The sequence below is a fragment of the Yersinia rochesterensis genome (assembly GCF_003600645.1).
Taxonomy (GTDB): domain Bacteria; phylum Pseudomonadota; class Gammaproteobacteria; order Enterobacterales; family Enterobacteriaceae; genus Yersinia; species Yersinia rochesterensis.
The window spans coordinates 530989-544039 of sequence record NZ_CP032482.1 but is presented as its reverse complement, the minus strand read 5'-3'; the positions used below and the strand labels follow the sequence as shown (position 1 = coordinate 544039).

The window sequence follows — 13051 nt, the reverse complement described above, 5'->3', positions numbered from 1 at the left end:
TCCTTTTTTTAAAATATAGAACAACAACAATATACTAACGTATTTTATCATTGCTTCTTAGAAAAAAGGGGCCAATTTGGCCCCTTTCTCCCGAAACTCGCAGACTTAGCGACGCAGACCCAGACGCTCGATCAGGGAAGCATAACGCGATATGTCTTCACGCTTCAGGTAGTCCAGCAGCTTACGACGCGTGGATACCATACGCAGCAGACCACGACGACTGTGGTGATCTTTTTTGTGCTCGGAGAAGTGACTTTGCAAATGGTTAATTTGAGCAGTCAACAGAGCAACCTGAACTTCGCTTGAACCGGTGTCATTGGCACCGCGACCGAAGTCAGCAACGATTTTAGCTTTCGCTTCAACACTTAGAGACATGATACAACTCCAAATATAAATATATAGATAAATTAAGACAGGCGCCGATCTCTAATTCAGCAACCCAATATGTAAGCCGCACTATTCTACTCTTTGAACTGCGGGATCGCAAGGTAGGCCGCTAGGCCCTACTCAGCATATTCCACAACCAAGCGCTTAGGAGCCACTCGGCCATCTTCTGCAATGGTGCCAATACCAATGAAATTACGCTCTTCACCTTCAGTGATACGAACCATTCCTTCGCCTGGCGCACCGGCTACATGCACCGGCTGCCCTTGTTTTATATAAGCAGCAACAGCAGGTAACAGATTGACTTCAGGGAAATTTAATACTGCACTGTCCATCGGCAATAGCAGCGCATCCAGTTCCGCATTTGGCGAACGCTCTGCTGCTTGTGCCGCTTCAACCATCGCCGTTAACTGCTCTAAAGTCACCATACGATCACTTGGATAAGTCGCTACCTGCAAACGGCGCAAATAACTGACATGCGCGCCGCAACCCAACAATTCACCCAAATCATCAACAATGGTGCGAATGTAAGTCCCTTTAGAGCAATGAATTTCCAGCTCTAGGTCATTACCTTCCCAGCGGATAAAGAGCAGCTCGTACACAGTAATACTGCGCGCTTCGCGCTCTACTTCAATCCCCTGACGGGCATATTCATACAGTGGCTTGCCTTGATGCTTCAACGCAGAATACATGGATGGCACTTGCTGGCTATCACCACGGAAACTGTCCAGAGCGGCATCCATCTGCGCCTGCGTGACATTAACTTCCCGCTCGCTGATTAATGCGCCTTCGGCATCCGAGGTATCAGTCCGTTGACCTAAACGGGCCACAACACGATAGCGTTTATCTGAATCTAGCAAAAATTGGGAAAACTTGGTCGCTTCACCCAGACAGATAGGCAACATACCGGTCGCCAAAGGATCAAGTGCACCAGTATGACCTGCGCGGTTTGCGCTAAAGAGGCGTTTTACCTTTTGTAAAACGTCATTAGAGGAGAGGCCCAGCGGCTTATCCAATAACAGAACGCCGTTAATGTCACGGCCGCGACGACGTGGACGACCCATTACTTCTCCTCGTCGTTTCCTGGATTAACCTGACGTTCTGCATCATTTTTGATGACGTTAGTCACCAGGTTAGACATCCGCATCCCTTCAATCAGAGAGTTGTCATAAGCGAAAGTCAGTTCTGGCACGATACGCAAGCGCATTGCTTTACCCAGCAGAGTGCGGATATAACCGGAGGCATCTTGCAGTGCTTTAATGCCATTTTTTACTGTATCCGGATCAGCATTGTCAGTTAACACATTCAGGAAGGTCACAAAGACTTTAGCGTAAGCCAAATCACGAGATAGCTCGATACCTGACACGGTCGCCATGCCAACACGAGGGTCTTTGATTTCGCGCTGTAAGATGAGTGCGATCTCTTTTTGCATTTCTTGTGAAACACGCTGAGAACGGCTGAATTCTTTTGCCATTTGGATTCTCCAGACAAATTGGGGGGCCAAGGCCCCCCAAATGGATATAAGCAGATCTAAGGCGATTAATCGATAGTACGTTTGATTTCGATAATTTCGAAGACTTCGATCACATCACCCGTACGGACGTCATTGTAGTTCTTAACGCCGATACCACATTCCATGCCATTACGAACTTCGCTAACGTCATCTTTGAAGCGGCGCAGAGATTCCAGCTCGCCTTCATAGATAACCACGTTGTCGCGCAGAACACGGATTGGATTATTACGCTTAATCACACCTTCAGTAACCATACAACCAGCAATGGCGCCAAATTTCGGTGATTTAAACACATCACGAACTTCAGCCAAACCAATGATTTGTTGTTTGTACTCAGGTGCCAGCATACCACTCATCGCCTGCTTAACTTCATCAATCAAGCTATAAATGACTGAGTAGTAACGCAGATCCAAGCCTTCAGTTTCTACTACACGACGCGCTGAAGCATCAGCACGAACGTTAAAGCCAAGGATGATTGCGCCAGAAGCTGCGGCCAGTGTTGCGTCAGTTTCGGTGATACCACCAACGCCTGAACCCACAATGCGGACTTTCACTTCATCGGTAGACAGTTTTTCTAGTGAATCACAGATAGCTTCACAAGAACCCTGTACGTCAGATTTGATGACGATGTTCAGTTCAGAAACTTCACCTTCGGTCATGTTAGCAAACATGTTTTCCAGTTTAGATTTCTGCTGACGAGCCAGCTTAACCTCGCGGAATTTGCCCTGACGATACAGTGCAACTTCACGGGCTTTCTTCTCGTCACGAACAACAGTAACTTCGTCACCAGCAGCTGGAACACTGGACAAGCCCAGGATCTCAACCGGAATAGAAGGACCAGCAGACGTGATATCACGGCCTAGCTCGTCACGCATCGCACGTACACGGCCATACTCGAAGCCACACAGTACGATATCGCCTTTGTTCAGCGTACCTTGTTGAACCAGCACGGTAGCAACTGGGCCACGGCCTTTATCCAAGAAGGATTCGATAACAACACCACTTGCCATGCCAGTACGAACTGCTTTCAGTTCCATGACTTCAGCTTGCAGCAGAATTGCTTGCAGCAGATTATCAATACCGGTACCGACTTTCGCAGAGACTTCGATGAATGGAACATCGCCGCCAAAATCTTCGGATATAATACCGTATTGAATCAATTCAGTTTTAACACGGCTTGGGTCAGCGGCTGGCTTATCGACTTTATTCACAGCAACCACAACTGGCACGTTCGCCGCTTTGGCATGCTGAATAGCTTCGATAGTCTGTGGCATCACGCCATCGTCGGCTGCAACAACCAGCACCACTATATCAGTCGCCTGAGCACCACGGGCACGCATTGAAGTAAACGCGGCGTGTCCCGGTGTATCCAGGAAAGTGATCATGCCGTTTTCAGTTTCAACGTGATAAGCGCCGATGTGCTGTGTAATACCGCCGGCTTCACCTGACGCCACTTTCGTGGAGCGGATGTAATCCAGCAGAGAAGTTTTACCGTGGTCAACGTGGCCCATGATGGTCACAACTGGAGCGCGGTGCTCAGCTGCAGCTTCAGCGCCGGTATCACGGTCGCTCATCAGCGCTTCTTCCAGCTCGTTTTCACGACGCAGGATAACTTTGTGGCCCATCTCTTCAGCAACCAGCTGTGCTGTTTCCTGATCGATAACCTGGTTAATGGTTGCCATTGCACCCAGTTTCATCATTGCTTTGATGACCTGAGAGCCTTTAACAGCCATTTTGTTTGCCAGTTCAGCAACAGTTACCGTCTCGCCAATCACTACATCGCGGTTAACGGCAACAACAGGCTTGTTGAAGCTCTGTTGTAATGTGCTTGGTTTACGTTTGCCTTTACGGCCAACAGCACGTGCTTCTTCGCGATCAGCTTTAGACTCGGAGAGTTTATTGCCTTTCTTCTGTTTAGTTGCTTTACCACCACGAGTGCGGCTGCGGCGATCACCTTCAACTTTGGCGTCGTTTTCATCTTCCGCGGCGCGCGCATGTTGTGAGGTGGTCACATGGTAATCGGCAGATTCAGTCTGCTCAGTCACAGGTGCTGGCCATTTACCTTCATTTTCGGCTGCCATTTTACGGGCTTCCTCAGCAACGCGTTTAGCGTCTTCCTCGACCTTACGGCGTGTTTCTTCTTCTACAGAGCGTTTCAGCTCGGCAGCTTCAGCTTCACGGCGTGCTTTATCAGTCTGAGCTGGCTTGGTTTTTTCGTCGGTTTGTTGATTCGTCACTTTTTCTTTTTCCGCTGCTTGGCGTTTAGCTTTTTCAGCGGCCTCACGTTTGGCTTGTTCTTCGGCCGCTCGTTTAGCTTTTTCTTCAGCGATTTTCTGCGCTGCTGCTTCCGCTTCACGTTGTGCCTGCTCTTCCGCTTCACGCTGTGCCTGCTCTTCCGCTTTCGCTTGTTCAGCTTCCGGCGTATTTACATAAGTGCGTTTCTTGCGGACCTCTATTTGCACCGATTTACTTTTTCCGCCGGTGCTCGGAATATTCAAGGTGCTACGCGTTTTGCGTTGCAACGTGAGTTTATTAGGCGCACTACCGTGTTCACGGTTTAAGTGCGCCAGCAATGTTTCTTTTTCTTGCTGGGTAACTGAGTCTACTTCAGACTTCTTGATCCCTGCATCAGCAAATTGCTGTACCAGGCGATCAACTGGAGTCTGAATCTCAGCTGCCAGCGATTTTACGGTTACATCTGTCATGCTGTTCCTTCCTGCTACAGTTTATTACGCGTTATCGCCAAACCAACAGATATTACGTGCAGCCATTATCAGCTCGCCGGCTTGCTCATCGCTAAGCCCTTCAATATCTGCCAGATCATCGATACCCTGCTCGGCAAGATCTTCCAGCGTACACACACCGCGCGCAGCCAATTTAAATGCCATGCTACGTTCCAGACCAGCCAGATTCAGCAGATCATCAGCGGGTTTTTGGTCGCCAAGACTTTCTTCTTGTGCCAGGGCCAGCGTGGTCAATGCAGCTTTGGCGCGGTCACGCAGCGCTTCAACCGTATCTTCGTCAAGACCATCGATTTCCAGAAGTTCTTTCATTGGCACGTAAGCCAATTCTTCCAGAGAAGAGAAACCTTCCTCTACCAAGATGGTGGCAAAGTCTTCATCGATATCAAGATATTTGGTGAAGGTATCAATAGCGGCATGAGCCTCGGCCTGATGCTTCGCCTGAAGATCGTCCGCCGTCATTACGTTCAGTTCCCAGCCACTCAGCTGTGCCGCTAAACGCACATTCTGGCCATTACGGCCAATTGCCTGTGCCAGGTTACTGGCTTCAACGGCAACATCCATTGTGTGTTTGTCTTCATCAACCACAATTGACGCAACATCAGCTGGCGCCATGGCATTAATAACAAACTGGGCTGGATTATCATCCCACAATACAATATCAATGCGCTCGCCGCCAAGTTCGCTGGAAACAGCTTGAACACGGGCACCACGCATACCAACACAAGCACCGACCGGGTCGATACGTTTGTCGTTGGTTTTAACCGCAATTTTAGCACGCGAACCTGGATCACGGGCAGCGGCTTTAATTTCGATCAATTCTTCGCCGATTTCTGGCACTTCAATGCGGAACAGTTCGATCAGCATTTCAGGGCGTGAACGGCTGACAAACAGCTGAGCACCGCGAGCTTCTGGACGAACATCGTACAAAACACCACGGATACGGTCGCCTGGGCGGAAGTTTTCACGCGGTAACATGTCTTCGCGGTTAATAACAGCTTCGGCATTATGGCCCAGATCCAGTGCAATACTGTCGCGGTTAACTTTCTTAACCGTGCCGGTAACAATCTCACCTAAATACTGGCGGAATTGTTCAACTACCATAGCCCGTTCTGCTTCACGCACTTTTTGTACGATAACTTGCTTGGCAGTTTGGGTGGTAATGCGGTCAAAAGTGACAGATTCAATCTGATCTTCAACATAATCGCCCAACTGGAGCGATGGATCTTCATATTGAGCCGCGTCTAACGTAATTTCGCGAGTTGGCATCGTGACTTCATCAACGGCAACCCAACGACGGAAGGTGTCGAAATCACCGGTTTTACGGTCGATGCTGACGCGAACTTCAATTTCTTGTTCGTATTTTTTCTTGGTCGCTGTCGCTAGAGCGGTTTCCAACGCCTCAAAAATCTTCTCGCGCGGAAGGGATTTCTCATTGGAAACTGCTTCTACAACAGCCAGAATCTCTTTGTTCATCCTAGTTGCCTCATCCAAACTTTAAAAGTGGGGTACCAGGTTCGCTTTCTGGATGTTGCTCAGCGCGAACACTTCATCTTTTCCATCCACAGTAACCGTGATCATTTCACCATCAACGGCTTTGATAATGCCCTGCCATTTACGGCGGTTCTGCATAGCCATACGCAACACCAAAGTAACTTCTTCACCAAGGTAACGAGTATAGTGTTCAGCAGTGAACATTGGGCGTTCAAGGCCCGGAGAGGAAACTTCTAAGTTGTAAGCGACCGTAATGGGATCTTCGACATCCAAGACAGCGCTGACCTGGTGGCTGACATCAGCACAAGCATCAACAGTGATTCCGTCGTCACTATCAATATAGATTCGTAGCGTCGATTGGCGCCCCCGGATGAACTCGATGCCGACTAATTCATAGCCTAAGGCCTCTACCGGTGCTGAAATTATCTCTGTTAACTTTTGTTCTAATGTGGACAAGCCCACCCCCAAGACATAAAAAAAGGGCCTAATAGCCCAGTGATTCTGCTGTCAAATAACAAAAAACCCCGAAATTCGGGGCTTTATGCAACTGGACCCTGTTTGCCGCAAAGCGGCTTCGGTACAACTTTCTGACAAGTATTTTTTTCAAATTGAAATCGAAAGTATCTGAGGTCTACCGAATACAACATTTGAAAAAAAACACTTTAGGAAAGTGGTTGCGGGGGCCGGATTTGAACCGACGACCTTCGGGTTATGAGCCCGACGAGCTACCAGGCTGCTCCACCCCGCGTCCGAAAACGTGGCAAATATTACGTTGATAACGACAAAAAAGCAAGTTATCTGTCTGATTTGGTACCGAGGACGGGACTTGAACCCGTAAGCCCAATCGGGCACTACCACCTCAAGGTAGCGTGTCTACCAATTCCACCACCCCGGCACTGATTCAAATGGTTGTTTTTACTGATTAAGTCGTCACAACCACTTTAAAACTTTCTTTCTATTTCTGACTACTGACTTCTTTTGAAACATTACTGCGGGATATCACTACTCGGCTTAGTCGGCGCTACTGGTGCTGTAGTCTGTTCAGCTTTTGCTGGCTGACCCAGATTTTCCCACTCGCTGCCTTTATTGCCCTGGTTGGTGCTCATATTGCCCAAAATCAAGCTAATGACGAAAAATAGCGCCGCCAATACAGCCGTCATGCGGGTCATAAAGTTACCGGAACCATTCGAACCGAACAGAGTTGCAGAAGCACCTGCTCCGAATGAGGCTCCCATATCCGCGCCTTTACCTTGCTGCAGCATGATCAGAGCAACTAGCCCAATCGAAATCAGCAAGAAAATAACCAGAAGAGCTTCGTACATAGTTGTACCTGTATCCTTGCGGGTTCACCGCATGCCAAATGCTTCTCACCCATCAAGCGGGGGACTTATTCACCCACTTAAGCGGGTGTGAATACTAACCAAAGCGTCTAGTACACGCAAGGGCAATTTCATTACATAGGTTTATTTGCGGAAAAAAACGTCAAGTTATTCAACTTCAGCATAATTTACAGGGGAGAGAACCCCCTCCCCCGCTAAAAAATCATTATCCTGCCGCTTTTACCGCATCAGCAATCCGATTCGCCATTTCAGAAATCAGTGCCTCTTCAGCATCACCTTCAACCATCACTCGGATTAATGGTTCAGTACCTGACTTACGCAACAGAACTCGGCCACGGTCGCCCAGTTCTTTTTCAACCTGGCGGGTCACTTCTTCAACTGAATCTGATTTCAGTGGATTATGATCACCAGAGAAACGCACATTGACCAGAATTTGTGGCAATAACTTCATACCGCTGCACAAATCCTGCAAGCTCATATGGTTACGCACCATCGCAGTCAGCACCTGCAAACCAGCCACAATACCATCACCAGTGGTGGTTTTATCCAACAGGATTACGTGGCCTGAGTTTTCAGCACCAATTCTCCAGCCTTTTTCCTGCATAGCTTCCAGCACGTAGCGGTCGCCTACTTTAGCGCGAACAAACGGAATGCCCAGCTCCTTCAACGCCAGTTGCAACCCCATATTGCTCATCAGAGTGCCGACAGCGCCGCCTTTCAGCTGGCCTTGACGTAGACCTTCACGAGCAATGATATAGAGGATCTGGTCGCCATCAACCTTATTACCCAAGTGATCGACCATCATCAGCCGGTCACCGTCGCCGTCAAATGCCAGCCCAACATGCGCTTTTTCGGCAAGAACACGTTCTTGCAGCAAGCGAACATCTGTGGCACCACATTGCTCGTTAATGTTCATACCATCCGGCTCACAGCCGATAGTAATGACGGTTGCACCTAGCTCGCGCAATACGCTTGGCGCAATGTGATAAGTTGCGCCATTAGCGCAATCGACCACAATTTTCAGCTCATTCAAGCTGAGTTCGCTCGGGAATGTCCCTTTGCAAAACTCAATGTAACGGCCCGCAGCATCCACGATACGGTTGGCTTTGCCCAGCTCCGCAGATTCTACGCAAGTTAATGGTTTTTCCATCTCGGCTTCAATCGCCTCTTCCACATCATCAGGCAATTTAGTGCCGTCAATTGAGAAGAATTTAATGCCATTATCATAGAAAGGATTATGGGATGCCGAAATAACGATGCCCGCTTCTGCGCGGAAAGTTCGCGTCAAATAAGCAACCGCAGGGGTCGGCATCGGACCGGTGAATGAAGCGGATAGCCCTGCAGCAGCCAGACCGGCTTCCAGTGCTGATTCCAGCATATAGCCAGAAATGCGCGTATCCTTACCGATGATAATTTTACGAGAACCATGTCGAGCCAGAACTTTACCGGCAGCCCAGCCCAGCTTTAATACAAAATCTGGCGTAATCGGGCTGTCACCCACTTTGCCGCGAATGCCATCTGTACCAAAGTATTTACGGTTACTCATAATTTTTATTTATCCCTTCGCTGAAAGTGTTGCCTCGACGATACACATCGCCTCGACAGTTTCTTTGACATCATGCACTCTGACAATCTGCGCGCCTTGCATTGCGGCAATGACAGCGCAAGCGACACTCCCGATAACCCGTTGTTGTGGCGGAACATTTAATAGCTGCCCAACCATAGATTTTCGTGACATCCCGACCAATAATGGCAGATCAAAATGGTGAAGTTCGGCCAACCGTGCCAGTAGTTGATAATTATGCGCCAGATTTTTACCGAAACCGAAGCCCGGGTCGAGTAACAATTTACTTTTTGCGATACCGCCCGCAACACAACGGTCAATATGGTGCTTAAAAAACTGATTTATATCAGTCATAAGATCATCGTAATGAGGGGACTGCTGCATACTTTGTGGCTGCCCTTGCATATGCATCAGGCACACCGGCAAGCCGGTTTTTGCCGCAGCTTCAAGCGCACCGGGTTCTTGCAACGAACGAATATCATTGATTAGGTGAGCGCCGACACGAGCTGACTCAGTGATTACCGCTGCTTTGGATGTATCTACAGATAGCCAAACATCAAAACGTTTCGCCAATGCTTCCACCACAGGCACGACCCGATCAAGTTCTTCTTGCTCACTAACTTCAGCAGCACCGGGGCGAGTGGACTCACCACCAATATCAATTAGCGTAGCACCCGCCGATAACATCAGTTGGGCGTGTTGTAATGCTTTATCAAGATTATTGTGATGCCCACCATCCGAAAATGAATCTGGTGTGACATTCAGAATACCCATAACCTGCGGGCGAGTGAGATCCAACTTCAGACCTCTAGCCTTTAAATGCATACTATTACGCCTCAAAAAAGAAAAACCCCGAGCAAGCCCGAGGTTTATATTAATCACATCGCTTTTAGATGCCAACAGTAGACTTACTTATCGCCCAACTGCTCTGACATAGTATTGCCCGGCGTTGGTGTATGTGGCTCATCAACCGGTGTTGGTGCCTTTGGCGTACTATCGTTGTCAGATGATTTAGTCTTGTTTACATCATCCCACCCCGCTGGCGGGCGGACTTCTTTGCGATTCATCAAGTCATCAATCTGTGGAGCATCAATAGTTTCATACTTCATCAAAGCGTCTTTCATGGTATGCAGAACATCCATGTTTTCCATCAGCAAAGTACGCGCGCGCTGATAGTTACGCTCGACAAGTAATTTAACTTCCTGATCAATAATACGCGCTGTTTCATCGGACATATGCTTGGCTTTCGCAACAGAACGGCCAAGGAACACTTCGCCCTCTTCTTCAGCATACAGCAACGGCCCCAGTTTCTCGGAGAAGCCCCACTGTGTCACCATGTTGCGTGCGATAGACGTAGCGACTTTGATATCATTCGATGCACCGGTAGAAACTTTTTCCGGGCCATAAATGATTTCTTCAGCAAGACGACCACCATACAAAGTCGAGATCTGGCTTTCCAGTTTCTGACGGCTGGCACTGATTGCATCACCTTCCGGTAGGAAGAATGTCACACCCAATGCACGACCACGCGGGATAATGGTCACTTTATGTACTGGGTCATGCTCAGGTACCAGGCGACCGATAATCGCATGCCCTGCTTCATGATATGCCGTCGATTCTTTCTGCGCTTCTGTCATTACCATGGAGCGACGTTCCGCACCCATCATAATTTTGTCTTTCGCTTTCTCAAACTCAGACATTGAAACAACACGTTTGTTACCGCGAGCGGCAAACAGTGCGGCTTCGTTGACCAGGTTAGCCAAGTCAGCACCAGAGAAGCCTGGTGTACCACGAGCGATGACGGAAGCATCAATATCGGTATCTAATGGCACGCGGCGCATGTGAACTTTCAAAATCTGTTCACGACCACGAACATCCGGTAAACCCACCACAACCTGACGGTCAAAACGGCCTGGACGCAGTAACGCCGGGTCAAGAACGTCTGGACGGTTAGTTGCCGCGATGACGATGATGCCTTCATTACCTTCAAAGCCATCCATCTCCACCAGCATTTGGTTCAGAGTCTGTTCACGTTCGTCATGACCGCCGCCCAGACCTGCGCCACGCTGACGGCCTACCGCATCAATTTCATCAATAAAGATGATACAAGGCGCGGCTTTCTTAGCCTGTTCAAACATGTCACGGACACGGGATGCACCCACACCAACAAACATTTCTACGAAGTCAGAACCCGAAATGGTGAAGAATGGCACTTTAGCTTCACCTGCAATGGCTTTCGCCAGCAAGGTTTTACCCGTCCCCGGAGGGCCGACCATCAATACGCCTTTCGGAATTTTACCGCCCAATTTCTGGAAACGGCTTGGCTCGCGTAGATATTCAACCAATTCACTGACTTCTTCTTTTGCTTCGTCACAACCGGCGACATCAGCAAAAGAAGTTTTTATCTGATCTTCCGTCAGCATTCGGGCTTTGCTCTTGCCAAAGGACATTGCCCCTTTGCCGCCGCCGCCCTGCATTTGACGCATAAAGAAGATCCAGACCCCAATCAGCAACAGCATTGGGAACCAAGAAATAAAGATAGAAGCCAGCAAGCTCGGTTCTTCCGGTGGCTCACCAACAACTTTCACATTTTTAGTCAATAAGACATCTAACAGCTTTGGATCGTTGACCGGAATGAAAGTCGTATATTTGCTGTTATCTTTCTTACTGACGTTAATTTCACGTCCATTGATACGTGCTTCACGAACCTGATCTTGGGTTACGTCGGACATGAAAGTAGAGTAATCCACTCTACGACCATTCGATTCGCTGGGTCCAAAGCTCTGGAATACAGACATCAATACGACTGCAATAACTAACCAGAGTATTAGGTTTTTCGCCATGTCACTCAAGGGATTAACCTCATATTACAACTGTGTTAACAAACAGCGTTAGGGTACTACAGTTTCCGCCCTGTCGCTACAATGTACACTTCACGTGATCGCGCACGAGAAGCGTCTGGCTTACGAATCTTAACTTTCGTAAACAGGGAGCGAATTTCCCGTAGGTATTCATCAAAGCCATCTCCCTGGAACACTTTCACCAAGAAACTTCCGCCTGGTGCAAGTACATCACGACACATTTCCAAAGCTAATTCAACCAGATACATTGATTTAGGTATATCAACTGCCGGAGTACCACTCATATTCGGGGCCATATCAGACATGACCACCTGAACTTTTTTATCCCCAACGCGCTCAAGTAAAGCTTTCAGAACCAGTTCATCACGAAAATCGCCCTGAAGGAAATCGACACCAACGATAGGATCCATTGGTAGAAGATCACATGCGATGACTCGCCCTTTACCGCCGATCTGGGTTACAACATATTGAGACCAACCTCCGGGTGCAGCGCCTAAATCGACGACTGTCATACCGGGTTTAAAAAGTTTATCGTTTTGTTGTATTTCATCAAGTTTAAACCAGGCACGGGAGCGAAGCCCCTTTTTCTGTGCCTGAATGACATATTTATCGCTAAAGTGTTCTTGTAACCAGCGACTCGAGCTACCTGAACGCTTTTTATTAGACATCTCTTTTTCCAACTATCTTAATTAAGAGTCCGCGCATCTATTGCTTAGCTCGCGTAAACTCCCTCTCGGCGTAGACCGATTTGGTGATACACATGAGATGGCGGTAGAATGAACCGTTTTCAATCCCAACTTAAGCAAAAAAGACGATGAATCTGAATAACAAACAAAAACAGCACCTGAAAAGCTTGGCCCATCCATTAAAGCCAGTAGTCATGTTAGGCAATAACGGATTAACCGAAGGGGTGCTGGCTGAAATCGAACAAACGCTGGAACATCATGAACTTATTAAGGTGAAGATCACTGCTGAAGAGCGTGAAACCAAAGCCCTAATTGCTGATGCCATCGTGCGTGAGACCGGTGCCGTTAACGTCCAAATCATCGGTAATATTTTAGTGCTCTATCGTCCAGCAAAAGAGCGCAAAATTATTTTACCGCGTTAATGACGCTTGTTTTAGAGAAAAGGTGCCATGCACTTTGTTCTGATAA

12 protein-coding genes and 2 tRNA genes are annotated in these 13051 nt (G+C 48.2%); 1 reads left to right on the top strand and 13 read right to left on the bottom strand.

The annotated features are described in order from the left end of the window. Nucleotides 1–105: 105 nt before the first annotated feature. The 13 genes from rpsO to rlmE form a co-directional block, all read right to left on the bottom strand. Complete coding sequence (gene rpsO, locus DXZ79_RS02645; protein ID WP_038636793.1) at nucleotides 106–375, bottom strand: 30S ribosomal protein S15; 270 nt, start codon at nucleotides 373–375, stop codon at nucleotides 106–108. Between the two features lie 128 nt (nucleotides 376–503). Then, entirely contained in the window at nucleotides 504–1448 is a 945-nt protein-coding gene (truB, locus tag DXZ79_RS02640; RefSeq protein ID WP_038636795.1) for a tRNA pseudouridine(55) synthase TruB, read from the bottom strand. Next, the gene (gene rbfA, locus DXZ79_RS02635) at nucleotides 1448–1858 is read right to left on the bottom strand and encodes a 30S ribosome-binding factor RbfA (protein ID WP_032819271.1); all 411 of its coding nucleotides are present in this window, start codon (nucleotides 1856–1858) and stop codon (nucleotides 1448–1450) included. The genes truB and rbfA overlap by 1 nt, the downstream gene beginning before the upstream one ends. Nucleotides 1859–1923: 65 nt before the next feature. Beyond that, nucleotides 1924–4602, bottom strand: a complete 2679-nt coding sequence (gene infB / locus DXZ79_RS02630; RefSeq protein ID WP_042562590.1) for a translation initiation factor IF-2 — start codon at nucleotides 4600–4602, stop codon at nucleotides 1924–1926. Between the two features lie 24 nt (nucleotides 4603–4626). Continuing rightward, complete coding sequence (gene nusA / locus DXZ79_RS02625; protein WP_038636801.1) at nucleotides 4627–6114, bottom strand: transcription termination factor NusA; 1488 nt, start codon at nucleotides 6112–6114, stop codon at nucleotides 4627–4629. A gap of 21 nt (nucleotides 6115–6135) precedes the next feature. Continuing rightward, nucleotides 6136–6588, bottom strand: a complete 453-nt coding sequence (gene rimP / locus DXZ79_RS02620; protein WP_005156279.1) for a ribosome maturation factor RimP — start codon at nucleotides 6586–6588, stop codon at nucleotides 6136–6138. Between the two features lie 215 nt (nucleotides 6589–6803). Continuing rightward, nucleotides 6804–6880: transfer RNA gene (locus DXZ79_RS02615), tRNA-Met, on the bottom strand. Between the two features lie 60 nt (nucleotides 6881–6940). Then, nucleotides 6941–7027 (bottom strand) — tRNA-Leu (locus DXZ79_RS02610). A 91-nt stretch (nucleotides 7028–7118) separates the two neighbouring features. Beyond that, entirely contained in the window at nucleotides 7119–7454 is a 336-nt protein-coding gene (gene secG, locus DXZ79_RS02605; protein WP_004389230.1) for a preprotein translocase subunit SecG, read from the bottom strand. 223 nt (nucleotides 7455–7677) lie between these two features. Beyond that, nucleotides 7678–9018: a phosphoglucosamine mutase gene (gene glmM / locus DXZ79_RS02600; RefSeq protein ID WP_038636804.1), complete on the bottom strand. Its 1341-nt coding sequence runs from the start codon at nucleotides 9016–9018 to the stop codon at nucleotides 7678–7680. Between the two features lie 9 nt (nucleotides 9019–9027). Further along, a complete protein-coding gene (gene folP, locus DXZ79_RS02595) occupies nucleotides 9028–9861 on the bottom strand; it encodes a dihydropteroate synthase (RefSeq protein ID WP_038636807.1) in 834 nt (277 codons plus the stop codon). 83 nt (nucleotides 9862–9944) lie between these two features. Continuing rightward, nucleotides 9945–11879: an ATP-dependent zinc metalloprotease FtsH gene (gene ftsH, locus DXZ79_RS02590; RefSeq protein WP_038636810.1), complete on the bottom strand. Its 1935-nt coding sequence runs from the start codon at nucleotides 11877–11879 to the stop codon at nucleotides 9945–9947. Nucleotides 11880–11935: 56 nt separating this feature from the next. Continuing rightward, nucleotides 11936–12565, bottom strand: a complete 630-nt coding sequence (gene rlmE, locus DXZ79_RS02585; RefSeq protein WP_032819268.1) for a 23S rRNA (uridine(2552)-2'-O)-methyltransferase RlmE — start codon at nucleotides 12563–12565, stop codon at nucleotides 11936–11938. 146 nt (nucleotides 12566–12711) lie between these two features. Between rlmE and yhbY the strand changes: the two genes are divergently transcribed. Further along, a complete protein-coding gene (gene yhbY / locus DXZ79_RS02580) occupies nucleotides 12712–13005 on the top strand; it encodes a ribosome assembly RNA-binding protein YhbY (protein WP_004389225.1) in 294 nt (97 codons plus the stop codon). The last annotated feature ends 46 nt before the right edge of the window (nucleotides 13006–13051 follow it).